General features: G+C 61.4%; 25 protein-coding genes. 9 read left to right on the forward strand and 16 right to left on the reverse strand.

The genetic code is table 11. The features are described from left to right. Nucleotides 1-27: 27 nt before the first annotated feature. Nucleotides 28-336, reverse strand: a complete 309-nt coding sequence (locus CK215_RS30790; RefSeq protein WP_141245489.1) for a hypothetical protein — start codon at nucleotides 334-336, stop codon at nucleotides 28-30. A 271-nt stretch (nucleotides 337-607) separates the two neighbouring features. Between CK215_RS30790 and CK215_RS31810 the strand changes: the two genes are divergently transcribed. Then, nucleotides 608-1,096, forward strand: a complete 489-nt coding sequence (locus tag CK215_RS31810) for a KTSC domain-containing protein (RefSeq protein WP_245418709.1) — start codon at nucleotides 608-610, stop codon at nucleotides 1,094-1,096. Nucleotides 1,097-1,209: 113 nt separating this feature from the next. On the opposite strand, the gene CK215_RS16735 is transcribed toward CK215_RS31810, so the two are convergent. Then, the gene (locus tag CK215_RS16735; protein ID WP_095827608.1) at nucleotides 1,210-1,395 is read right to left on the reverse strand and encodes a DUF3606 domain-containing protein; all 186 of its coding nucleotides are present in this window, start codon (nucleotides 1,393-1,395) and stop codon (nucleotides 1,210-1,212) included. 969 nt (nucleotides 1,396-2,364) lie between these two features. On the opposite strand from CK215_RS16735, the gene CK215_RS16740 reads away from it, so the two are divergent. Next, the gene (locus CK215_RS16740; RefSeq protein ID WP_066994854.1) at nucleotides 2,365-2,592 is read left to right on the forward strand and encodes a hypothetical protein; all 228 of its coding nucleotides are present in this window, start codon (nucleotides 2,365-2,367) and stop codon (nucleotides 2,590-2,592) included. Nucleotides 2,593-2,923: 331 nt separating this feature from the next. Here CK215_RS16740 and CK215_RS16745 read toward each other — a convergent pair whose 3' ends face one another. After that, the gene (locus CK215_RS16745) at nucleotides 2,924-3,247 is read right to left on the reverse strand and encodes a hypothetical protein (protein WP_245418710.1); all 324 of its coding nucleotides are present in this window, start codon (nucleotides 3,245-3,247) and stop codon (nucleotides 2,924-2,926) included. Between the two features lie 1,407 nt (nucleotides 3,248-4,654). Here CK215_RS16745 and CK215_RS16750 point away from each other — a divergent pair. Next, a complete protein-coding gene (locus CK215_RS16750) occupies nucleotides 4,655-4,864 on the forward strand; it encodes a hypothetical protein (protein WP_066994857.1) in 210 nt (69 codons plus the stop codon). Between the two features lie 1,160 nt (nucleotides 4,865-6,024). Here CK215_RS16750 and CK215_RS16755 read toward each other — a convergent pair. The 3 genes from CK215_RS16755 to CK215_RS16760 form a co-directional block, all read right to left on the reverse strand. Beyond that, nucleotides 6,025-6,237: a hypothetical protein gene (locus CK215_RS16755; RefSeq protein WP_095779495.1), complete on the reverse strand. Its 213-nt coding sequence runs from the start codon at nucleotides 6,235-6,237 to the stop codon at nucleotides 6,025-6,027. A gap of 225 nt (nucleotides 6,238-6,462) precedes the next feature. Next, nucleotides 6,463-6,627 (reverse strand): hypothetical protein, encoded by a 165-nt coding sequence (locus tag CK215_RS31315; protein ID WP_156752636.1) that lies wholly within the window; start codon nucleotides 6,625-6,627, stop codon nucleotides 6,463-6,465. 14 nt (nucleotides 6,628-6,641) lie between these two features. Continuing rightward, nucleotides 6,642-7,082 carry a hypothetical protein gene (locus CK215_RS16760; RefSeq protein WP_245418711.1) on the reverse strand — a complete coding sequence of 147 codons (441 nt, stop codon included), beginning with the start codon at nucleotides 7,080-7,082 and terminating at the stop codon, nucleotides 6,642-6,644. 177 nt (nucleotides 7,083-7,259) lie between these two features. On the opposite strand from CK215_RS16760, the gene CK215_RS16765 reads away from it, so the two are divergent. Beyond that, nucleotides 7,260-7,553 carry a hypothetical protein gene (locus CK215_RS16765; RefSeq protein WP_066994860.1) on the forward strand — a complete coding sequence of 98 codons (294 nt, stop codon included), beginning with the start codon at nucleotides 7,260-7,262 and terminating at the stop codon, nucleotides 7,551-7,553. Nucleotides 7,554-8,216: 663 nt separating this feature from the next. After that, on the forward strand, nucleotides 8,217-9,131 hold the full coding sequence (locus CK215_RS16770) for a YihY/virulence factor BrkB family protein (RefSeq protein ID WP_095831581.1): 915 nt from the start codon (nucleotides 8,217-8,219) through the stop codon (nucleotides 9,129-9,131). A 216-nt stretch (nucleotides 9,132-9,347) separates the two neighbouring features. On the opposite strand, the gene CK215_RS16775 is transcribed toward CK215_RS16770, so the two are convergent. After that, nucleotides 9,348-9,785: a CBS domain-containing protein gene (locus CK215_RS16775; protein ID WP_066994866.1), complete on the reverse strand. Its 438-nt coding sequence runs from the start codon at nucleotides 9,783-9,785 to the stop codon at nucleotides 9,348-9,350. A 53-nt stretch (nucleotides 9,786-9,838) separates the two neighbouring features. On the opposite strand from CK215_RS16775, the gene CK215_RS16780 reads away from it, so the two are divergent. The 4 genes from CK215_RS16780 (at nucleotide 9,839) to CK215_RS16795 (ending at nucleotide 16,076) form a co-directional block, all read left to right on the forward strand. Beyond that, nucleotides 9,839-11,203 (forward strand): chemotaxis protein CheB, encoded by a 1,365-nt coding sequence (locus CK215_RS16780; RefSeq protein WP_245418712.1) that lies wholly within the window; start codon nucleotides 9,839-9,841, stop codon nucleotides 11,201-11,203. Further along, nucleotides 11,157-14,750 (forward strand): CheR family methyltransferase, encoded by a 3,594-nt coding sequence (locus tag CK215_RS16785; RefSeq protein WP_095831583.1) that lies wholly within the window; start codon nucleotides 11,157-11,159, stop codon nucleotides 14,748-14,750. The genes CK215_RS16780 and CK215_RS16785 overlap by 47 nt, the downstream gene beginning before the upstream one ends. Beyond that, entirely contained in the window at nucleotides 14,747-15,151 is a 405-nt protein-coding gene (locus tag CK215_RS16790) for a response regulator (RefSeq protein WP_066991949.1), read from the forward strand. Before CK215_RS16785 ends, CK215_RS16790 begins: the two co-directional genes overlap by 4 nt. Nucleotides 15,152-15,512: 361 nt before the next feature. Next, a complete protein-coding gene (locus tag CK215_RS16795) occupies nucleotides 15,513-16,076 on the forward strand; it encodes a sigma-70 family RNA polymerase sigma factor (protein ID WP_066992285.1) in 564 nt (187 codons plus the stop codon). Between the two features lie 9 nt (nucleotides 16,077-16,085). Here the strand turns inward: CK215_RS16795 and CK215_RS31320 are convergent, their stop codons facing one another. The 9 genes from CK215_RS31320 to CK215_RS16840 form a co-directional block, all read right to left on the reverse strand. Further along, on the reverse strand, nucleotides 16,086-16,262 hold the full coding sequence (locus tag CK215_RS31320; protein ID WP_082980368.1) for a hypothetical protein: 177 nt from the start codon (nucleotides 16,260-16,262) through the stop codon (nucleotides 16,086-16,088). A 183-nt stretch (nucleotides 16,263-16,445) separates the two neighbouring features. Continuing rightward, nucleotides 16,446-16,664 carry a hypothetical protein gene (locus CK215_RS16805; protein ID WP_066992288.1) on the reverse strand — a complete coding sequence of 73 codons (219 nt, stop codon included), beginning with the start codon at nucleotides 16,662-16,664 and terminating at the stop codon, nucleotides 16,446-16,448. Nucleotides 16,665-16,728: 64 nt separating this feature from the next. Continuing rightward, nucleotides 16,729-17,583 (reverse strand): methyltransferase domain-containing protein, encoded by an 855-nt coding sequence (locus CK215_RS16810; protein ID WP_245418713.1) that lies wholly within the window; start codon nucleotides 17,581-17,583, stop codon nucleotides 16,729-16,731. Nucleotides 17,584-17,633: 50 nt separating this feature from the next. Continuing rightward, nucleotides 17,634-18,626, reverse strand: a complete 993-nt coding sequence (locus CK215_RS16815) for a GNAT family N-acetyltransferase (RefSeq protein WP_095831585.1) — start codon at nucleotides 18,624-18,626, stop codon at nucleotides 17,634-17,636. Further along, nucleotides 18,623-19,687 carry a glycosyltransferase gene (locus tag CK215_RS16820; RefSeq protein ID WP_095831586.1) on the reverse strand — a complete coding sequence of 355 codons (1,065 nt, stop codon included), beginning with the start codon at nucleotides 19,685-19,687 and terminating at the stop codon, nucleotides 18,623-18,625. The genes CK215_RS16815 and CK215_RS16820 overlap by 4 nt, the downstream gene beginning before the upstream one ends. 22 nt (nucleotides 19,688-19,709) lie before the next feature. Further along, complete coding sequence (locus tag CK215_RS16825) at nucleotides 19,710-20,642, reverse strand: beta-xylosidase (protein ID WP_095831676.1); 933 nt, start codon at nucleotides 20,640-20,642, stop codon at nucleotides 19,710-19,712. After that, entirely contained in the window at nucleotides 20,635-21,396 is a 762-nt protein-coding gene (locus CK215_RS16830) for a TIGR04290 family methyltransferase (RefSeq protein WP_095831587.1), read from the reverse strand. The genes CK215_RS16825 and CK215_RS16830 overlap by 8 nt, the downstream gene beginning before the upstream one ends. Nucleotides 21,397-21,398: 2 nt before the next feature. Beyond that, nucleotides 21,399-22,202 carry a sugar phosphate nucleotidyltransferase gene (locus CK215_RS16835; RefSeq protein ID WP_067320592.1) on the reverse strand — a complete coding sequence of 268 codons (804 nt, stop codon included), beginning with the start codon at nucleotides 22,200-22,202 and terminating at the stop codon, nucleotides 21,399-21,401. Beyond that, complete coding sequence (locus CK215_RS16840; RefSeq protein WP_095831588.1) at nucleotides 22,202-23,302, reverse strand: glycosyltransferase; 1,101 nt, start codon at nucleotides 23,300-23,302, stop codon at nucleotides 22,202-22,204. The genes CK215_RS16835 and CK215_RS16840 overlap by 1 nt, the downstream gene beginning before the upstream one ends. Nucleotides 23,303-23,306: the final 4 nt, after the last annotated feature.

Consider the following 23,306-nt stretch of genomic DNA (forward strand, 5'->3'; position numbering starts at 1 on the left):
CAGCAATTAACCCGGATAGGGGCGCGTTCAGCCCGCCTTGCGCGGAACGATGTAGCCCGTCCCTTTCGCGCCGCGGGATCGGCTGACAGACCGATGCTGCCTCTGGGCTGCAGGCTCGATCGCCGGCGCTGTTTCCATCTGCGATCGCTCAGCCTCATCCGACATGACAAAGGAGAGCGCGATCAGATCGTCGGCGTCGATGCCGCCGCGACCGTTGTCCATATGGTCGGCGACCCTTTGAAATGCCTGCATGTCATCCATGCTCACGTTGGCCGCCCGCAGCCTCTCTTGGAGACCCGTCAACTTGGTGGCCAAGACTTTGGATGTTTCGATCATAATTGCCTCCGTTGTTCCAATCTTAAGTGCCAGACCGAGGATAAGAGCCTCGAACAGTGCGGGGCCGATGAACAGACTGATTTGCCTGCTATCGCCCAGCCGCTCGGCCTGCCTGGCAACCTTTGCGAACTCTCCGTCTGTTGAGATGACCTCGAGGGTGGCAGGGGCTCATCCTCGCCAGTCGCGACCCAATGAAGTTTCTGGCAAGATGTTTCCTGCCCCCGACCTTTGAGTTGGCCCGTACGACATTTGTCCGAATTCGCTGGGACCGGTGGCCGAGGTCCAGAATTTTAGGGAACGGTCGCTGTCGGATTTTGTTGATTGGATGCCTGCTGCGCACGTTGCCAGGTTTGCGCACTCAGGTACCAACCTCCAGAATACTCAGCCCGCAGGCTCCGGTCTGCGGGCTTTTTCGATGCCATGGAATGCGGCGCTCGCGCTGCCGCTGCCCGTCCGCATCTGGGACGGCGGCGTCGGCTGCGAGACTTGGCTCTCATTCACTAGCTTCGGAAACAAAAGGCCGGCCGGATCGTTCGCTCTATGCCAGATCACCGGGTGCCGTGCCATGCCATCCACCTCGATCAAGAAAACAGAATATGATCCGGCCAAAGGGATTCTTTCCGTATGGTTTGTGGCCAGCGGGAAACGCTACGAGTTCGAGGGGGTGCCGCCGGAGACGTTCGCGGCATTCCGATCAGCCTTTGCCAAGGGACGCTTTTTCAACGCGACATCCGCAATCGCTTCCGATATCGTCGCGTAACAAGCGATGACGATGATTGACCGGCTATTCAGCGTCCAGTTCAAGCGGCTCGTGCTGCGCTGCTCATGATTTGGCGTGGATCCCGGCGATCGCCGCTGCGTTGGAGCTCTTGGTCATCCGCGAAGCCTTTCGGCCTCGCGTTCCAAGGTCTTCCGGTCGTTGCCGTGCTGTTTGATGAGATCGCGAACCTGTTGCGCCGTCAGCCCGACCTTGTTGGCGAAATGCCGGACTTCGTAGTCATCGTCCGCTGATACCCGGGTGCGGTCACTACCACCACGCTTGCTCTTGTCGTCTGCCATCGCTTGTTCCTCCGGCAGGGAATAACAGCGGCCGCGCAGGAATGTTCCAGGCGTGGCAAGCGGCAATTTTAGCCAGGACTAACAAAAGTTATCGAAAACGGACTGCTGGCTCGTGCAGGATTAACGTCACTCCGCCCGCCACGGCGGAGGATGGGAGGACCGGCCTCAACAAAGCCAAGGCCGGGTTACTTGGCCCGTTGCGCGGATTCCTTGGGCGCTGCGACGGGCCAAGGTCGCTTGCGTCGGTCTTTCCTCCAGCGGCGCCTTTCTCGTCAAGCCAGTAGTGCACCATTAACATTTGTTACTGCGGACCTGCTAATGAACTGCGTAGATGACTGGGCGGGCTTTGCCCTGGGCTTTGGAGTTGGGTTCGGTTTGCGGCGACAGTGTCACCGACTTGCGAAGCGAACCGATAGCTAGGCCCGTTGTCTTACCTTGGCGGGTCACGGCAACGGGTCTAGCGTTCCTCCGCTTGGGAATGGGATCTCCGGCCGAACATAAATGTGCCGTCTGACGGCGTTCACACTGCACCCGGTACGACCCGAAACACCTTCGCGGCATGAGGAGACAGCCCGCCAGCGCTCACTAGGAACTTTAGCGGCATCTAAAAGTTCTCCTCGGGCAATCCCGCACTCCTTGGGTCGAACGATGGCCGAACTGGCATCAACTTTCGCATATTCATCAGGGCTGACCGGCGATGATATGCTAAGCGCAGTCGTGTCGATACTGGCCGGCCTGCTCCTCTATAATGTCATGCGCGAACCAAGCCGATAGGGCTCCTGCCGAGACGAAATTCACAGACCGCGCAGTGACGCCGGACAAGAGTTCGGTGGGCGGCCGTTGCTCCGTAGCGCAGCATGGAGGCAATCGGCCATTTGCCCGGGACCTCAGTCCGATCCAATTGACTCGTAGCTGACTTTTTTTGGGTGTATCCTTTCCCCGTTGTGGCGTATCGGGGTGAGGTAAACGATGCGTGGAAGCGATCGCAATGCTGTCCCGCCCAAAAGTGCTGGATGCGGTATAGTTGAACCTGCAGAGGTCAACATTCTGGCCAAGGCGGTGAGTGACTACTGCTCCAGTCACAAAATCGAACGCAAGGACGAGCGCGAAAACGTCGCGGTCAAAGTCATGAGCCTTTTTGGACGCGGTGTAACTGACGCTGACCAGCTGCTGGAAGAACTCGAGAAGGTGCGCTAAAGCGAGCCTGGTGCCCTCGGCTGGAACAAGTCAACTAAAGCCGAAGTTCGCGCAGACGGGTTCTGAGCAAAATGAGCGCGTTCGGAAGAGCTTGTGTGAAATGATCCTCAGGCGATGCAGCACTGGGAGAGCGCTCTAGCCGAGAGACGCAACAGATGCCCGTCATTCCAGGAATGGCGGGCATCTATTTCACTGCTGCCGACGAAGAAGGTGACGCATTTCCTCGCCGGCCCTACCAAATGATGCATCGGGCAAGTTGTTTCTAGCATAACGACCAATGCGCCGGCCGCCTAACCTCAGTCGAGCGGAAAGAGGTCGTTCCTCGACGGCACTAGTTGGGATCGCCGGACCTCGAGCCCCCATGGGCTCCGCCGCCATAGCTGTCCCCCCGCGACCCTCCGTTGCCGGATTTAAGAAACTTTGGCTTGGGACCGACGTGACCGTGGTTCTTGTCACCCCATCCATTGCCCGGACGTGTTCCTCCCGATTTGGCAATCGCCTTGGAGTTCAAGCTTGTGCCGAGCAGCAATGTAATGGCCGGAGGCGTCACCGCAGCAAAGCGTCCAGCCTGCTTGAGAAAATCGCGGCGCGCGTTGGCCTCTGATACAAGCTTTTCGGAATTCTTTTCAATAAGCCTTTTGCTCTCATTCGGCATTTTAGCACTCCTTTCCTGCAAGATACTTTAATTGCTGTCTGCAAAGAAAGTAGTTCTCCAAAAGGCGTACACCGCGCCGGTGTCCGGAGCGGCCCGGCTCTCTGGCCGACAAAGGCCAGAATTGAGCCGGGCCTGACCGGCGGGGGCTCGGAATCGCAACACGGCGCCGGCTGACCAATGAGCATATACCCCTGATTGTATAGCCGGAACGCATTCATAAGGATAAAGCGGAGCCGGATCAGTGCAGCCAATATTACGGCTTCAAGCTGGCGCTAATATTCGAGCAGGCTGATGGAACCCGAAAGGTTCGGTCGGGTTGGTAACATGCGACCGCACTCGTTTTCTCCCATTCAGGGTGCGGCCGCTCTACTCCGTAAGCAACAGAAGCCCGTCGCGCTTGCGCCATTGCGCGACGGGCTTTCTGGTCCACTGAACTTGGTCAATACCCGCCACGTGCGAATGCAGCACCACGAAGGCGGCTTGGCGGGTTCAAAACCAAACAGGTACCCGCCACCCGGGGGAGTGTATGGCGGGTACCTGACCTCTCTCCGCCGACGACTGAAGGATTCCGCCGGCCCTACCAAATGTCGGAACGGGCTTAATGTTTCAGTACCGGGACCAATGCGTTTGGATGTCCGACTTCCGTCCGGAGCGACAATGCTTTCAAATCATTGGTTCAAAGAAACCCGCACTAGACGTTGGAAGTGCTCGGCCTGCTCTATGTTTTTCATCAGCGCGATTCGATCGGCGCCTTTGGTCGCCACGCCATCCCAGATGAAGAACGCGGCAAGGCCGCGACGATCAGCAGGATCGGTCGCATGGCTGGAACTCCCTCAAAGCTCCTCGTACGCGCGTGGCCTGATTATCCGCCTGTTCAGCTCTGTCTACAAGCAGTTGCTAATGTATTTGAGAACTCGCCGGGCTCGCCGCCCCATAGCCCAGCCCCAAGCCCGACGAGTGCCGACCCGGGAGGGTACCGGCATCATCCTATTTGCAAGGCTGATGCCAGCATATTCCGTTCTGAAATGAAACAGGGGTGTGTCAGCGTGCGCAGGCTTGAACGATGGCAAAGCCTATGCCGATGACAACCGGTACGGAAACACTCCTCCTGCCCGAGACAAACGGATCACCAAGAAAATGTTCCGCCATCGCGGAACACCTCGCATTCGAAGAAGTTTGGGGCGCGGCGGCGCAATTCCCTCCCGATCTCGTGCACAGCCGCCGGGCGGAGCCTCCCATTCTCCGCAGGCCCGCTCCCTGGCTCCCATCAGGGGCGGGTCGTTCTTTTAGATCTCGCGCTAAGGGAACGCTCACGGGAGTTCCATATTGAATCAAGTCGAGTATCCCATTGGGGTTCGCATGCGCAAGCCTGCCGGCAGAGCCAGGCACGAATAGGAGTTCACCGCCATGGCGATCCGCCAAAGAGCACTGGAAGCGGAAATTTTCGATCCGGAAGAGCTGGAATTTCTGGCCCGCGTCTTCGACCGGTTGAAATATGATGGCCAAACTACGGAGCAGCGTGAGGCGCTGGCCTCTCGCATCATCGCCAACTTCATGGCGGGTATTGTGGACGAGAATGAACTGGTTTCGCTATCCAGGCTACCTTTAGGGAGGTAACGATCTGAACGGACTGGACCGCCTGCCGCCCGCCCCTTGTGAATGTTCGTCATTGTTGCCGCTGGGCTACAGCCCTTTGGGGGCGACTGTATTAGGAAACGCTTGTGCGGGGTTCCCGGAATCGGGCGGACCATCTGGGAAAGGGGCGCACAGTTTTGAGGGAAGATGGCCCGTCGGCTTTGGTCGGCGGGCTTTTCTTTTCTATGGCCTTGACTGTATGGCCTTGTCGTCGATCAGCGCCGCTTTCCTCGTGCTTCGGCCCTTTCGTCGCGACTTCCGGACCTACATCTTTTTTAAATGACGGTCGGGTGCTGCCTCAGCCAGATCGGCGAGCCAACTTCAGCAAGGGGGATTCGCCATGAAGCGCACTTATGAAAAGCCCGTCCTAGTCAAGCGTGACCGCCTGTCCGCCGTTACGGCCGTGATCGTCGTCTCGCTCGTGAACGGCGCAGCGTCCCGATAAGGACGATGCCCGTCACTCCAGGCAGGAAATGGCGGGCATCTCTCTAGCTGCTACCGACCAGGAAGGTGACGCACTTCCTCACCGGCTCTCTCAAATGATGCAGCGAGGCTTAAGTTTCAGCATGGGGACCAAAGCGTCAGCCTCTCGGACTTCTGTCGCATCGGCGGAAGGGAACATTCTGCCAATCGTCCCGGTTGGGTCGCGCGGCGTGTGTCTCCGGCCGAGGTTCACCGCGCCGCGCGGAGGCGTAGCCCGTTCGACCCCAGGCGGCCGGGCTCTCTTGTCTGTCTTGGAACAATTCTGTGCCGCTGCAGTTCGCCTTCTGGGCGCAGCTCCCGGCAAACAGGGACGGTCGAGCGCGCCTTGGTCGGGTTGACCCCGACGCAAAGAGCCCGCTCGCGGAGGAGGTGCGGCGGGCTCTTCTGCGGATCCGGCTAATTCAGCCTGGCCGGCGGCTCGCCGGGATAGCAGTAGTGATTACTATCCGCGGGCCGACCGGGGTATAATCTCCAATGGCCTTTCGGATAGCGGTTGTCCTGGCGCTTCTCGCCGCCTTCGCCTACGGGTTTGCAAAACTCGTAGAGCGGTATGGCGGTGCGGGCAATGATCCCGCATCACCCTGCGGAAAGGTGCCAAGCGTCGATTGCCCCGACCCGAATGCGCCGCCTCCTTTTCCCAAGCCCGACCGGACGGAGCCTCAAAGGCAGTCCGGTGCGTCAAGCCTGAAGGCATATTTATAAATTGCGCGGTTTCCCTCATCGGTCACCCGCACCCAGAAATGTTCATCCCGTCTCGCCAAGACGTCTTTGCCGGTGACTTTCTGAGCAGCCTCCCAAGGGGCACGGGCATTGGCAACGTGATAAGCCACCACCTGGTCGCCAGCCATCTCTTCAACTCGGTATGTCTTCATGATCGCTCCAAACAGCGACCCGAACTTGGAGCGACGAGGGTTGTTCCGGGTCTTCCATTTCGCTGGCCATAGCGAGGGCGATTGCAGGGCAGCCTTGGGCGCCTAGAGGACGGGGCAGGTGGCCCGGTAGCCTTGGGTGGCTATGGGGTGGCCACCGGGCCTTGGCCGGCAGGGGCTTAGGGAACACGATGCCGGCAAACGAGTATATGCGCATCTATTAATAAATCAAAATTCAGCCAAAAGGCCGAACTTGCCTTCAATTGCCAACATGACGGCTGGACACTCCAAGCGCCGATCGATGCGGGCATGTGTGCCACGGCCGGCAGCCTCAACTGCCGTCGTCAGAAAGCTCGATTGCCGGCGGTCCGCGACCGCTTCGGGCCAGAACATCAATCTGGCCCCAATCAGCCCGGTTTGGAGAGCCGGTTGAAATTTGTTCGGACGCGGCGGCCGGCAGGTTTGAGTGCTGCGACCATGGACTCTTTCAGCGCACCGCCGCTTAGAAAAGACGGGCTCCGGCCGGATAGAACTTCAGGCCAAGACCTTAAAGCCGATCGTAAGATAACCAATTGCGCGGCGGCCATGCCTTCGGCGAAGGCGAGCGCCTTCTCGTTGACCGCAAGCATTGCCTCGATCCCTTTCGGGGCGCGGCTGCTTGCATCCAAAGCAATCAGCGGAAGGCGCATGGCGACGACAGCGGGTGCCAACATCAAGTCTCCACAAAGCGAGAATGCATTTTGGGTGTGGCGCTTCTTGCGAGTTGACATTGTGCCCCCATCTGGACCGGGCTGTTCAGCCAATACGCACCAATCCGGGGTTTGTTCCTGGAGGACGGCGGCCTTCATGAGCTCATTAAACCGGTTGTCGGCCACCAGCCTGCAACAGCGTCCCGCCCAGCAAGGGCCTTGGCGTTTTTTATCATCGTTCCTATAATCACAATCATCGCCGGCGACTGGCAAAGGAAGCCGGCCTGAGAGAACAGCTACCGCGCTCCCGTCTGCAGCAAAGGCCGGAGACCTGCCATGTCCGACGATCCCATATACGAACGGCCGCTCCAATCCGAGCATGACAGGAACGTGATTGCTCAAACCAGAGCATCGATTGACCGTTCAAGAAAATTACTACTCGCCACGAAGCTGCCCGGGGCCAAGCGCGGCACCGTTTCCATCAAGAAAGCCGGCGACGAATGGCACGTTTTGATAGAAGAGACGGGACTGCGTGACCGCGTTCGGTCCTTTGATGTGGAGGCCCATGCGCTCAGCTACGCCGAAGAGCAGAAGGCGCGGCTACGGCTCAACGAAGTGAGGCGCATCTAGGCTGCGTCCACCCCTTTGTGCCGTTTCCAGCAACCTCGACAGGTGCAAGTCGTGGAAGGACTGTAAGCTTTCGAGGACTTCTAGAAATTCTTGCGCTTTGTCGGCCGACAACCCGAGGCGCTCCAGTTCGGCAATACGACCCCGCTGCTCGGCGATGTGTCGCTGGCCTTGTCGAACGTGCTGTCGTGCCATTTGAATGTCATCTGCAAGGGCCATTGCCGATAACGGTCTGGCGGGCGAGGCGTTCCGGCTATTTTCCTGCCGTCCTCTGGACGTGACTTCGCCACCTTTATGGCACCGGGCGGCTCAGGGCGTTAGATTCGCCAACCTTGGCCCGGACTTGCGCTATTAATTCTGGTCTGCAAGGAAGGGACCATGCTCGCCGGCCCAATCAAATGATGCAGCAAAGCGTAGGTTTAGAGGTGTCAGCCTCTCCGACTTCTGTCCGAGTGTGGAACATCGCAATCAAGCAGCGTGACGTCCCGCCGAGACATCGAACAGATCGGAACCTCCCGCCCGCGGCGTCATTGATCTCTGCGGGCCGCGTCAGCCGGACCTGGTGGCAAAGAGAACAGGGTGGTTTTTCCGGCTTCACATCCTGGCCAACGAAAAGGCAGTCGAGCTCTTGTCCCACCCGGCCCGCTTCAGTTCGGTGTCGAGCGCATGGCGGAAGACAGGAAATCGAAGACCGGCTGGCTTCAGGAAGCCTGGCTTCTGCTGAAGGAAAGCGTCAGCGGTTATATGGATGACAACGCGCTGAGCCATGGGGCGGCGATTGCCTTCTATGCCACCACCTCGCTTGCGCCGATCCTTCTCATCGTCGTGGCGGTCGCAGGTCTCGTCGTCGGCAAGGACGCCGCCCAACTCGCGCTATCGGCCCAGATATCGGGCGTGATGGGTCCGCAGAGCGCCGACCTCTTGAAGGCGACGATCGAGACCGCTTCGCGTCCCTGGTCCGGCGCGCTTGCCACCATTATCGGGCTGGTGACGCTCCTGATCACAGCTTCCGGCGTCTTTGGCGAGATGCAGCAGTCGCTGAACGAGATCTGGAAGGTCGAGCCAAGGGCCATGTCGCTCTCGCGTTTGGTGCGGGCGAGGGCGGCGAGCCTTGGTCTCGTCGCCGCGCTCGGCTTCATGCTGCTCGTGTCGCTCGCGGCGAGCACGGCCATCTCGCTGTTGGCCGATGTCATCAACCAACACCTGCCGTTCGGCGAACTGATTGTGAGTTCGATCAATACGATCGTTTCGTTCGCGTTGATCGCGCTGCTCTTCGCGGCGATTTACAAGGTCCTGCCGGACCGCAGTCTCAAATGGCGCGATGTCGCTGTCGGTGCGCTGGTCACCGCGCTTCTCTTCACCATCGGCAAGTCGCTGATCGGCTGGTACATCGGCAGCAGCTCGATCGCAACTTCCTATGGCGCCGCCGGCGCGCTGATGGTGGTGCTGCTATGGGTCTACTACTCGGCTCAGATCTTTCTGTTCGGCGCCGAAATCACGCGCGCCTATTCGGTGAGCAGCGGTAGCCGGGCCGACCTCAGGCGGGTTATGAAGCCGGAGGTCGGAAAGACGGAGAGGTGAGCGTCAAACAATGGCCGGAGAACGCAACACTAGGCGCGACCCTCTGCCTAAAGAGATCAGGCTTTGGGCCAGACAGCGTTGGCTTAGGCTGACATCGCCACCGGTCGGTCCGCAGGACGTGATCAGGTTGCGAAGCCGCAATGTGGCCGCCGCAACCCAGTCACGCCCGGCGGGCGTCAACCGACGATCAAACAGACCTCGATTTCGTCGTTGTCATCAATGGGCGGTCTGCGAATGAACACCGCCTGGCGCCGAAATGCCGCTCAAAGCCTCTCCAGCGTCCCGTGTCTCACCCTTTCTTGCGAGGTCTCCAAGGGAGATGATGCCAACGAGCCGTTTGTCTCGGTTCAGCACCGGGAGCCGGCGCACCTGCAAGTCTCCCATGTTAGCAAGAACATGATCGACGTCTTCGTCATCGAAGCAATATCTTACCTCTTGGCTCATGACATCGCGCACCTTGGTATCGGGACCTTTGCCCAGCGCTATACCGCGGATGACCATGTCCCGGTCGGTGATCATCCCCACCAGCCGGTCATTTTCACCGACAGGCACGACGCCGGCGTCGAGCTTGCCCATCATCAGCGCCACCTCGCGGATCGACTGTTCGGGATTCGCGACGGCAACGTCCTTTGTCATGCAACTGCCGACCTTCATGGCTCTCTCCCTTTGTTGCGGAGCCCACCGCCGAACCTGAACTGAGAAAACAAATGCTTGGCGTTATTGGTTCCTTCAAATCTCGCGCGGCGGAAGGGCATGGAAATGTTCCGCCGTGGGGCTCGAATGACAGCCGGACAGGCGACCGGTCCTTGCGGAGGCCCGAGGGAAGCAGGCCGGCACCCCATTGCGCATGTTCGGCCGAGACCCGTTCGTGCTGTTGCCGATCCGGCGATCGTTGCGTGCGCCGCCCATGGAACAGAGTCCTGCCTTCGCCCATTGTGTTATGGGCCGGGGGGCGACCCGATAGGGGTGCCATGGCCGACTTTCGAAACCGAATCTCACCTGCCCGCGAGGCCGAGACGAGTTCGCGGCAAGGAGAGGCGCGCAATCGCTGCATCATCGTCATCGGCGCGTCGGCGGGCGGCGTCGAGCCGCTGAGGAAGATCGTGAGCGACCTTCCCGCCGATCTGCCGGCGGCCGTCTTCATCGTGCTTCATGTCGGCCAGATCAGCTATCTGCCCGAAATCCTCGATCGCGCGGGAGCGCTGAAGGCCTCTGTCGCCAAGAACGGCGCGTGCTTCAAGATGGGAAATATCTATGTCGCGCCGCCCGGGTTCCACCTGCTCCTCCACGGCGATCACATGATGCTGCGGCGTGGGCCGCGTGAGAACCTGGCCCGGCCATCGATCGACCCGTTGTTCCGCTCGGCAGCGCTGACCTTCGGCGCAAGCGTCATTGGCGTGCTGCTGTCGGGCTCGCTTTCCGACGGCACCGCCGGCTTGCGGGCGATCAAGGCGGTCGGCGGTCTCGCGGTGATCCAGCACCCGAAAGACGCGCTGGTGCCGTCCATGGTGGAAAGCGCGCAGCTTTATGTCGAAATCGATCATTGCGAACCCGCCGCCAGACTGGGCGGCCTGCTGACGAAGCTGGCGGCCGAGCCGGCGGGCGAAACCTTACCGGCGCCGTCAGGCGTGCGGTTGGAAGCGGCCATCGCCGCGCAGGAGCATTCCACCATGAAAGAACCAGATCGACTTGGCGAACTGTCGGTGTTTACATGCCCGGAATGCCATGGGCCGCTGTGGGAGATCGAAGACGGTGACATGCTGCGCTATCGGTGCCATACCGGGCATGCTTTCACCGCCGACGCGGTGATGGAGGCGCAGGCCAGCGAGGCGGATGAGATTCTGTGGAGCCTGCTGCGGTCGCATCAGCAGCGGGCAGAGTTTGCCAGGCGCAGAGCAGAGCGGGAAAAGGCGCAGAATCGCTCCAAACTCGCCAGCGAAATTGGCCGGCGCGCGAAGGAATACGAAGCGGATGCAGCTGTGATCGAGCGCATCCTGGAAAGCAGGCGGGCACGGGTACCAGACAATGGCGCAGGCGGCGACGAAGGCAACGGCAAGGAAAGCGAAGGCTAGCTCACGCGGTGGCGCGAGGGAAGCCGCGCCATTCCCCATCATCGGCATCGGCGCCTCGGCGGGCGGCATCGCGGCGTTGCAGAAGTTCTTTCCGGAAGTGCCGGCCGACAGCGGCTTTGCCTTTGTAGTGATCCAGCATCTGGACGCCGAGCATGAAAGCGTTCTGGCCAAGATCATCCAGCGCTCCACCGCGATTGAAACGCAAACCGCGGCCGAGGGCCTGGAGATCGAGCCCGACCACATCTACGTAACGCCGCCCGGTGTCTCGGTAACCACTGAGGGGCAGCATTTTCATGTGGCCAAGATGGCCGCCATGCGCTCCAAACGGACGCCGATCGATGATTTCTTCACGTCTCTGGCGCAGGATCAAGGGGAGGATGCGGCCGGCATCATTCTTTCCGGAACGGGCAGCGACGGCACCATCGGTCTGAGGGCGATCAAGGAGCACGGCGGGCTGACGCTTGCGCAGGCAGGCGCCGAATATGACGGCATGATGCGCAGCGCCGTGCAGAGCGGCATGATCGACATGGTGCTTCCGGCGGAAGAAATGGCGACGAAGCTGGTTGGTTATTTCAGCCACGCCACCCGCGACGAAAGTGAGCGCGACCGACGCAAGCGCGACGTGGCCGAGCAGCTTTCGCGCATCGCGGCGCTGCTTCGCGTGCGCACGGGCCATGATTTCAGCGGCTACAAGGACAACACCATCCTGAGGCGCATCCAGCGGCGCATGCAGGTGCTCCAGATCGACGATCCCACCGCGTTCTACGACAGGTTGCGCGACGAGCCGCAGCAGGTCGATCTCCTGTTCCAGGACCTGCTCATCGGGGTGACCAGCTTCTTCCGGGACCCGCAGGCTTTCAATGCGCTCGAACGCTTCGTCGTCCCCAAGCTCTTCGAGAACCGAAAGCCCGACGAGACGATCAGGGTGTGGGTGCCTGGCTGTGCCACCGGAGAGGAAGCCTATTCGATCGCTATGCTTCTGAAGGAGAACGCGCCGCGCGGCGCCGCTTCTCCCAACCTGCAGATCTTCGCCACCGACATCGACGAGCGCGCGCTGGAAGTGGCGCGCGCCGGGCGCTACCCGGCAACGATGGCGAGCGACGTGGCGCCGAAGCGGCTAAAGGAGTTCTTCTCACGCGAGGACGGCACCTACCGCGTTTCCGCCGATTTGCGAGAGGCTTGCCTGTTTTCGGCGCACAATCTGTTACGCGATCCGCCGTTTTCCAAGCTCGACCTGGTCGCGTGCCGCAATCTCTTGATCTATATGGGGCCGGAACTGCAGGAAAAGATCATCCCGATCTTCCATTACGCGCTGCGCAGCAACGGCTATCTCTTTCTCGGATCTTCTGAGAACGTCACGCGCCATGCGCGCCTGTTCTCGACCGTCGACAAGGCGAGCCGTATCTTCCAGAAGCGCAGCGGGGTCGCTGCGCAACGGCTGCCGGAATTCCCGCTTGCCGCCGCGGCCAGACAGGCTGCGCCGGCCGTGCGGCAACGGACGACGACAGGAACTGTGCAGGAAGTCGCCGAGCGTTTTCTCGTCGAGCGCTATGCGCCGGCCTATGTGGTCATCAACGCGGCGGGCGAACTGATGCACAGTTCCGGAGGCACGGGCAAATACCTCGAGCTCGCGGCCGGTGCTCCCGACCACAACGTTTTTTCCATGGCGCGGCGCGGGCTGCGCATGGATCTAAGGGCTGCGCTTCACAAAGCCGTCAGCACCGGCCAGGTGGCGGTTCAGAACAAGATCAACGTCGGTACCAATGGCGGCCGCCAGACGATCAGCCTCGCCGTGCAGCCGCTGCCGGCCGAGGGCGGGACGGACCCACTCTACATGCTGGTCTTCCGGGACATCGGCGGTATCAAGGCGGAAACCGAGGACGAGCCCGTCCACACGACCGACGATGTCGAAAGCGCCAATGTCAGTCAGCTCGAAAAGGAGCTGCGGGAGACCAAGGAGCGGCTCCAGATCACGACGGAGGAGCTCGAATCGTCCAACGAGGAGTTGAAGTCCTCCAACGAGGAACTGTCCTCCATCAACGAGGAGCTGCAGTCCTCGAACGAGGAACTGGAAACCTCGAAGGAAGAACTGCAATCGATCAACGAGGAACTGCAGACCGTCAATGCCGAGCTCAACATCCGCGTCGACGAGCTCAGCCGCGCCAACAACGACATGTCCAACCTGCTCGAAAGCACGCAGATCGCGACCGTGTTCCTCGACCGCGATCTTTGCGTCAAGAACTTCACGCCGACGGCGCGGGACCTGTTCAGGCTGGTCGAAAGCGATGTCGGCCGGCCGCTCGCGCATGTGCGGCCGCGCTTTGCCGCGGACCGGCTGCAGGCAGACATGGAGCAGGTGCTGCAGCGGCTGGGGACGATAGAAAGGCAGGTGGAAGTCATCGAAAGCGCCAAGCGCTACATCATGCGCGTGATGCCCTACCGCACCGTGGACAATGTCATCGCCGGCGTCGTCGTCACCTTCGTCGACATTACCCAGATCGCGCAGGCGGAGGAAAAGATCGGCGCGCTGTCGCACGACCTGCGCAACCGCCTCGAAAGCCTGGAGACTGTTCTGGATCTTGTGCCTGTCGGCATCTTGATCGCCGAAGACGACGACGGCGATGCCATCCGCGCCAATCGCCGCGCGGCCGAGCTCGCCGGCCGGCGCGCCGCGGACGGCAAGCTCAGCACTGTGCCGGCGGTCCTGCCGCTGATGGTGAACGGCTCCGTGGTGGAAACGCACGAGCAGCCGCTGCAGAAGGCGATGCGAACGGGCAAGCCCGTCCCCGGCTACGAAGCCCGAATCGCGCAGGGGGACGGCTCAAGCATCGACGTGATGATGTCGGCCAATCCGCTGTTTGACGAGTCCGGCAGGGTTCGGGGCGCTATTGCGGCCCTGGTCGATGTCTCGAACCATAAGGAGGCCGAGCGCGCTCAGGAGAGGCTGCTGCACGAGCTGCAGCATCGTGTGAAGAACATCCTAGCCACGATCACCGCACTGACCTCGCGCATGATCCGCTCGTCAAGCTCAATGGGGGAATTCGCGACATCATTCCATGAGCGACTGCACGCGATGGCGCGCACGCATGAGGTCCTGTCTTCCCACAATTGGGGCGACGCCGACCTCGAGGAACTGCTGAGGGCGACGTTTTCCCCCTACAGCAGCACGGGACGCCAGAACCTAGTCGTTCAGGGCCGGCCGTTCCACCTCGATGCGGCAACGGCGGCGGCACTCGGCATGGTGTTCTTCGAGCTTGCCAGCAACGCCGCCAAATATGGGGCGCTTTCCGCCGAGACCGGACGCGTCGAGGTCTCCTGGAACGTGGTGAAGCCGGGCATGCTTTCGATCAGCTGGAAGGAACTCGGCGGTCCGGCCGTGGAAGAGCCATCCCGCAGAAATTTTGGAACCACTTTCATCCAGCAGAGTTTGGAGTACGAGCTGAGGGGGAGTGTCGAATTGAACTTCCGGCCCACCGGCCTGGAGTGCCTGCTTGAAATCCCCCTTGCCCGAACCGAAGCCTTCGAGCCGCTGCCCGGCTACGCATGAACAAGAGCGCTCCATTATCGGGCCTGCGAATCCTCGTCGTCGAGGACGCTTTCCTGGTTGCGCTCGACCTCTCCGACGAATTGACCGATGCAGGCTGCCATGTCGTGGGGCCCGCGCCTTCGGTCCAACAGGCGCTCGAGCAGATCGATGGCGTCGAGCTGGATGGCGCGGTGCTCGACGTTAACCTACAGGGCGAACGCAGCTTTCCGCTGGCCGAGCACCTCGCCGCGCGAGACGTGCCGTTCCTCTTCCTCACCGGCTATGACAGCGCGACGGTCTTTCCGGATCGGTTCCGGGATTCGCCGAGGCTGTCTAAGCCCGTGGAGACCAAAGTGCTGATCGAGGCGGTCGCGCGATTGGCGCGCGCAGGCACCGAGGCCGCGCGGCGCTCTCGCCTGTAGCAATCGGGCTCCTGCAAGCGTTTCGCAACATCCGATGCAGGCACTGGTCTGGGCTGGAATCGTGCAAGGCTTTTCCACTCCTCCGCTGCTGTTGATCGAACGATCGCAGGATCATGACCGACCAGGTCATAGGGAACACCAACATCGTTCGGGGGGTACGACCGCGGTGATCTTTGCGGCCGCCAGGGGATTGGTGGGAGTTGGTTCCTCTAGCTCGAACCGCGACGCCACCATCGGTTGGCCCAGGTTCAAGCAAGTTCGCTTACAACAGGAACGATCATCATCGTCACGCATTCTCCCTAATCAATGCCCATCAACTCTCTCTGCTGGGGTGAGAACCGTGTTACCCAAAGGCCATGCCGTGCCTGACTGCGTACCGGGCGAGGTCGCTGTCGTCGACCTCATTCCTGCCTTGCGTGCTTTTGCGCGCACTTTTTGCCGCTTGCCCGATGATGCCGACGATTTGGTGCAGGAGACCCTGACCAAGGGGCTTGCGAACTTGGACAAGTTCGAGCCGGGGACGCGATTGAAGTCCTGGCTTTTCACCATCATGCGCAATACGCATTATACGCGGGTCAAGGCGGCAGCTAGGGAGGCGCCCGGTTTGCTTGACTGCGCCTCCAGCCGGCCGATTTCGGAAGCCTCGCAGGACTGGTCCGTTCGGACCAAGGAAGTCTACCGCGCTATGCAGAAGCTTCCGATACATCAGCGCGAGGTGCTGACGCTGATCGGTGTGCTGGGCGTCAGCTATGAAGAAACCGCGGAGATATGCGATTGCGCGGTCGGTACCGTTAAAAGCCGTCTCAACCGCGCGCGTGCAAGCGTCTTGGAATTCCTTGATGAAAGCTCATCGCAAGCGCTGGTCGAAAGACACGACCATGTTGCGGAAGATCACTGGGACAGAAGCGCTGACAGGCATCGATGAGGCTTGCCGTCAGTTCTCCTTTTTGCACCGGCGCTTCTCGATCAGCGCATTCTGCAACTCGATCGCGAGCTTGGTCAGCCGATCAGGAACTTTTTCCTGCTCAATGGCGGTCAACAACGACGCGATCTCTTGGTCTATGCCCAGGCTTGCCTGGCTTACGGGATCGCGCTGGCTCGGACGAGACATGGCATTCTCTTAGCAAATGTGGCCCCTTCGAGATTCACTTGAGACCATACACGGCCGGAGTTTGCAAGGCGCTTACAGCCGCCGATCAGCTTCAGCCCCGCAGCAGATCGTGGCGGAGCGAAAACCCTTTGCCTGAACTGATCCGTTGCGAGCCGGCAAAGTCTTGCGATAGTCCCCGCAAGATCAGTCTTCCGGAATCCGGTTTGCCGCGTGGTCTTGATACTGATCGGACTTGATCCGATTGCTGTCGAGGCCGCGTTCTTTTGTATGCTGCTTCTTATCCCGGTTCGACAGGACGTCATTTTCGCCAATCATGTCTTTCGGAACCGTCGTCTTCGCTCCGGTCCCGGCACCTTTGCCCTGACTGCCGCGTCCCATGTGTTTCTTACCGCCGGACGCCATCTTCTTCTCCTGGGTCTTCCAGATTCTGCGCAAGTGGTCTGGGAGCCGAACTTCGGTCCGTCGGTTATGTTCCGCCGGTACGACGAATAAGAAAGGCGGTGCCGTCCCATCGACGGAAAGGCATCTCGCCATCGATGAGGACGTCCATGGCGCATATTCGGGCGAGATGGCGGATGTCGGAGGAATCGGCGGCGGGCGACATCCGGTATGAATAATTGAGGATTGCCACCATCCCTCCTGGCCGCAACACGCGCGCCACTTCGATAAAGTGCCGCTCGGCGACGCCGGCAAGTACCAGGTAAGGGAAGCTATCGACCGCCAACACGCCATCAAAACCCGCATCGACGAATTCGCCAAGGTCGAGGCCGGAGGTCCGGCGGAATTCAACATTGCCAAGACCGGCGCAGCGTCGGCGCGCGACGGCAACCATCCTTGGCGAGATATCGATGCCGACGATATGCTTAGCTCTGGCGTGGAGCGGGCATTCGAAGCGGCCGATGCCGGAGCCGATATCGAGTATTGTCTTGTCCGCGCCGGTAAAATCCTGTCGCTCCAGCCAAGCGACGATTTCGGCCGTTGCAGCCGAAAGCTTTTCCTCATCGCCAAGCGACGAAAGTTGGACGCTGGCTGCCGGAGAGATGGCGACCGCCTCGTCAAAGCCCTCGGCCAGCCGGCGGATCGTCATCTCACCGGTTTCGCCGCGCAGACGGTCATGACAAACCGAAGCTGCCGTTGACCTCAGACTATCGAAGGCATCTGCCTTGCCTGAAAGAAGCACGGCTATGTCCTCGAGCCAGCCCCTTTGCTCGACAGCGCTTGTACGCATGTCCAATGCGACGTCCGCCAATTCTGGCGCGCGCATATCCGTCTCGACTGCCAATCTGGCGACCGCGACTTCGGCGGACAGGTCGGTCGCCATGCAATTCTCGAGGATATGCCTCGCGGTCGACCTCACTCGCTCTGCTGTGGTCATGGCGAGGCGCTCCGGGTCCAGACCCTTTGCACCGTCCATCGGTCCTCTGCTCCCCAGCTGTATTTGTAGCTCTCCCGGCCGCGTAGAAAATCGAACTCTCGCGCGCCGTCCTGAACGGCTTCGGCGATAGCCTTGCCGATCAGAATGGCGCCGGGGCTCTCCGATGCATAGGAGGGGTCGAAGCCGCCGAGGTAGGCATAAGCGCGGTCGCGGTGATGAAAACCGTAATAGGCGCCGACGACGGCGCCGTCGATTTCCATCAGCCAACATCGCGCCAAATGGCTCGCGGCGAGGCGGGGCAAGGCATTGCGATGAAACTCGATCGCGCTTTTGGTCAGCACGCCGCCGCCCTGTCCGGCCCAGCGGGCGTCGTGCAGGCGGATCAGCTGACCGAGAAATATCTCCGGCGCGGCCTCCGCCCGGTTGATCGTCACCCGGCCTCTCCGTTGCGCGGCTCGCAGCGCGCGACGCAGCTGGCGTCTTCGCCGCGCGGGAACGCACCCTGCAAGCGTCTCGTCGCCAGCCAAGGCAAGCACGGGGCAGGCGGCATGGCCGGTAGATCGGCTCTCTTCGATATCGGGCAGCAAAAGCTCCAGGGATGCGGCTTCACTCGAAAGGTCCGGCAGGATCCATTGCGACCATTCGAGCGAAAGCACAGTCTCGGCAATCAAGGTACCGACGGCTTCTTCGAACTTGGGTGCGCAAAGAATATCGAGATAGTCGCTCAGCGATATTCCGATCGGAAGCAGGCGCAAACCGGAAGCGTGCCGTTCGAGGTAGAGTGGTGCCAGGCCGACGAGATCGTTTCCGTTCCACACGGCGATCGCCGAGAGATCGCCCGGCGCGAATGTCCGCCACCATGGCAGGAGCCAGGCGGGTGACTGGAAAGGCGTAGCAGAGCTGCATTGCGACCAGAGCGGCCACCAATGCTGCTCTAGACCGTCGAGCGCTTCTTGGTCGCGGATGACATCGGCACGCAGGCCGCTCACCCGGCGGCTCCCAACCGTGCTCGGGAATCGCCGAGCTTTGCCAATGCCCGATAGGCATCCATATAGGCCGAAACCATGCGATCGAGCGAAAACCGGTCTCGCGCCTCGGCCCGGCATGTTTCATTGTCGAGGTCGGCCGAAGCGTCGATGGCTATCGCCATCTCGTCGATATCATTGACCAGGAACCCGGTCTTGCCGTGCTCAACGACATTGGGCAGGGCGCCATTCGGGAAGGCCACAACCGGAGTGCCGCAGGCGAGGGCTTCCATGGCAACGAGCGAGCTCGTCTCCGCGGCGAGGCTCGGAATGACCAGGCAGCGGGCGGCGTTGAGAAGCCGCCGCTTGGCGAAAAACCCGAGCGGTCCCAGGAAACGCCGCCGCCTGTCGAGGCGAGGCTCCACCTCGTCGGCGAAATACTGAACATGTGTCCGGTAGGGATATATCTGCCCTCCAATTGCAAGCGGCACTCCAGCGCGCTTCGCGGCGTCGATCGCCAGGTGGATGCCTTTTTCCGGGCATATTCGGCTTAACACGAGCGCGAAATTGCGATGCGACCGGGGGTCGGCAAGCGCATTGACGTCAACCCCGTTTGGGATGGGCGCGATCAGTCCCGATCCGGCCGGCGCGGTTTCTTGCTGCGCCTCCGAGACCGCGTGCAGCCACAGGTCTTCACGGGCCGGGCTCAGCACTCCGGCCGGATACCAGGCAAGCGGCAGGTGCAGTGTCACGAGCGTGGGGCCGTCATCGGGAAGATAGGCATCGAAATCGATGCCATGCAGATGGACGACATCGATCGGCCAGCGCGCACGCGCGGCTGCGATCGCCGCGCGGTGCGCGTCCTGGGCGCGGCTCTTTGCCGTCTCGTCGAGCGCGCCTGTTTCGGCAGGCGTCTCGACCAGGGTCCCGGCCGCGCTGGAGCCCCGGCAGGCGACGACGATGGATTGATGACCTTGCCTGACCAGTGCGTGATCCAGCATCGACAGCACCTGCTCGGCGCCGCCGACCGCATCGAGGCCGACAGGCGCAAGCGGATAGGCGACGTTGAGCACGGTAAGCGTCATGGCTGATCGAGCCGAAGTGACCTCATGCGGCCGAGACCCGCCGCATCGGCATCGCGGCGTCGCGCACGCCAGGTGCGTAGCGGCGCACCATCTTCGCGCAGAACTCGGCGAACTCTTCGGGCGCCTGTGGCGGGCTGGTGTGATGGGGCTGCAGGCCTCGGTGCTCGGGCGTGAAGCAGAAAGTGATGGTGACGTCGAAGTCTGCCAGGGCTTCCATCTGGCGATCGAACCAATCGAGGGCATTCGGTCTGAAACTGTCGGCCCAAGAGAGGCCGGTGCGCAGACTGGTGACGCCCAGCCGCTTCATCCAGGCAACGGCGTCGTCCAGTCGGTGGTCCTCGAAATGGAACCACTGGACGAGGCCCATTTCCGGAGTGTGCCGCACGAACTCTTCGAGCGCGGGCTTGGGCGAGCCATCCTCGCGCAGAAGACCCATGTAGAAATGACGGTAATAGGAGGAGCCTTCCACCTCGCGATGCCGTGTGGTCGCTCCCCAAGCATGCGGCAAATCATAAAGGCTATACCATTGGACGCGGGGCGCGTTGCCAAGCAGAAGCTCCGCCGTCCGCCGCAGGCCCCAGACCTGGACCTCCTCGGCGCCGAAGCTCGACACGCCGACTTCGCTGATCCAAATCGGCAGATCGGTGACTTCGGCGATCTCGCCGAGCTTTTGCGGCCATTCATGGATCTGCCAAAGGTTCCAGTCGAGTGGGAAGCCGTGCACGGCGACGGCGTCGACATGGTCGAGGACACCATATCCCTTGATCAGCGACATGAAGCCGGCATCGATCGGCGAAATGCCGCCAAGCACCCTGGTGATCGCCGGGTTTTCAAGCCCGATCGCGTCCGCCGCCAGGATAGTCATGCCGGCGAAGCGGCTCCAGTCCGGATCGAGCTCTGGGTCCCAATGCGACTTGTTGTTGGGCTCGTTCCAGATCATGGCGGCTTCAATCATCATTTCGTCCTTTCGACGGGTAGACCGCACCTTCACCCGCCGGCTCATCGGACGCGCGGCAGAAGTAGACCTCGTCTTCCGGGTGAAGCAGGATCTGGAAGCCGGCGCTGCGCAGCATCGCCTCGATGCAGCCGCGGTTCGGGATCCACCAGTTGGTCGGATCGTCGGCGTAGCGGTGCTCGATGAAGTGCAGCTTCGGGAATTCGGTTCGATCGAACAGGTCGAGCGTCCAAAAATCATAGTTCTGTTCGAGCGCGAGGATTTCGCTGCTCCCGCGTTGCATCGACTGGAAGATCATCAAGTCGCGCGCAACATGTTCGTGGATGAGGTCGAGCGCCAGCAACGGGTGGCGTAGATGGTAAAGCACGCCCATGAAGAGCACGATGTCGAAGGTCTCGCCGAGAGCGCCGACGTCGTAGACCGATAATTGCTGGAATTCGATGTCGCACTCGGCGATTTCGGCGGCGAAACGCGCTTGCGTCAGATAGTCCACGTCGAAATCGATGCCGAGCACGCGATCGGCGCCTCGCTTCTTCATTTCAATGGAATAGAACCCGGCGTTGCAGCCGATATCGAGCACCGACTTGCCCGAGAGATCGGCCGGGATCGCATCCGCGAATTTCTGCCATTTCACCAGAGGATAGTTGCCGAGGAAATGGTCGGGAGCGGTCTCCACGCCCGCCAGTTGCATGTTGTGGAACCAAGGTCCAAGCGCATCGATGCGGCGGCGAATTTCCGCGTCGGAATGCAGCATGGTCAGCCTCCTTCGCCTGGCAAGGATGGCACGTGCGAGCGGCTCGGCGGCACGAATATCGCCGTGCCATCGTCTTCCGAGGCGTCGTTGTTTTCAAGCAGCCGGAGCGCCGTGCGGTAGCCGTTGAAGGTGCCGACATCGACATAAGCCGATCCCGCCTTGATGCCCCAGGCTTCACCGCCGGCAGCAAGGTAAGCATTGACCAGCGTTCCGAAATACTCGTCGCAGCCGTCCCGCTCGCGCCAAAGCGCCGCGAGCCGCTGAAAGATGCAGCCCGGCATCTTGAACGCGCCCCAGACCCAGTCGGTGGCTGCGTCCTGCTGCTTGACCTGAATCTGCTCGACGCGGCCGTCCTGATCGACAACCACGGCGTCGAAAAGCTCGGGACGGTCTACAGGAAACAGCAGGAATGACAGCCGGTCGTCCGGCAGATGGCAGAAGCCGTCCTCGGGGAACCAGATCGTGTCCGGCAGACCGATCAGGACGGTCTCTTGCGGCGCGACGAGAGGGGCGGCGCGGAAGATCGCGTCGCAAAGACCGACGGGAGAGGGCTGGGCCACGAAAATCGCGGCCGCGCTGTCATAGCCGGCCGCATAGTATTCGAGGATATCGGACTTACCCGAACCGATGATGAAGCAGATCCTGTCGACGCCGTTGCGCACCATTCGGCGCACCAGATACTCGCTGACCGCGCACGGACGCTCGGTTTGCCCGTCCATCCGGCTGCCAACCGGGAGCAGTTCCTTGGAAAAACCCAGCGGTTGAATGCGGCTGCCGCGCCCCGCCGCAGGCACGATACCCAACATCAGACTGTTTCCTTCATCGGTTCGCTTGCTGGCGCGGTGGCGGCTTCGACCAGAATCCGGTCCAGTTCCGCGGCGCGGCGTGCGGATGTGTGTTCGTCGAGGACGCGTTCGCGGGCTCGGCGGCGCAACGCCTCGAGCTCGCCGTCCGACAAACCGAGCGCGGCGACCACATCGTCGGTGGAATGTGCAAGCAGGATTTCGCAGCCGGGCTCGAAGAAGTCGTCCAGACCCGGCCAGTCGTCGGAAACGATGGCGGCGCCGCAGGCAGCCGCTTCGAACAGCCGGCCGGAGGGGCACCAGCCCTTGCGCGCCATGGCCTCGCGGGTGACATTCAGGGTGAGACGTGACGAGCAGAAGAAGGCCGGATGATCGGCAGGCGGCAAATGCCTGACGAAGAAGATGTTGTCGCTCCACGGAAACTCCTGCGGATATTGAGCGCCGCCAATGACGAAACGGCGATCCGGCAGCCGGACGGCGGGCGCGACGAGCAGCTTCTCGACGCCGGCCTGGCGATCCGAGGCATAAGTGCCGAGGTAGGACAGATCGCCCGCAAACTCGGGCCTGGGCTTTGCCGGCCGATGACGCTCCGGATCGACATGGCCGTAGAGCGGCACGACGCGGCGCGCCCCCAGCATGGACTTGAGCGCACCGAGTGCCTCGCCGCCGGTGTAGCTCAGCACCAAATCGAAATCGCGAAGGCCTTCCGGACCGAAATAGGGAGGCCGCTCGCCCTGCTCGATGCGCGCGAGCGTCACCGCGGTATCAAGATCGTAGAACACCTTGAGCCCACGGCAACTCTCCTGCGCGAGGCGTGAGGCTTCAACAGCATCCGGGCAGTAGGAGGTGACGATGACCGCGTCAGCCTGCCGGACCGCGATTGCCGCAGCCTGGGCAATATCATCCCATCCCGGATAGAGCACCACGTGGCCGCCATCGAGATGGGTGAGATCCCTTGCGCCGGCATAGTAGGGCGTGTCGCGCTCAAAGAAGCTGATCGACCAGCCGAGTGGCGCCAGCGCGCGTATCAGCCCGCGCCAAAGCGTGGCATGTCCGTTTCCCCAGGAAGAGGTGACCGTGAGGCCGAAGATCACCATGCGCATCGGG

Origin of the sequence: Mesorhizobium sp. WSM3864 (genome assembly GCF_002294955.1) — a bacterium.
Lineage (GTDB): Bacteria > Pseudomonadota > Alphaproteobacteria > Rhizobiales > Rhizobiaceae > Mesorhizobium.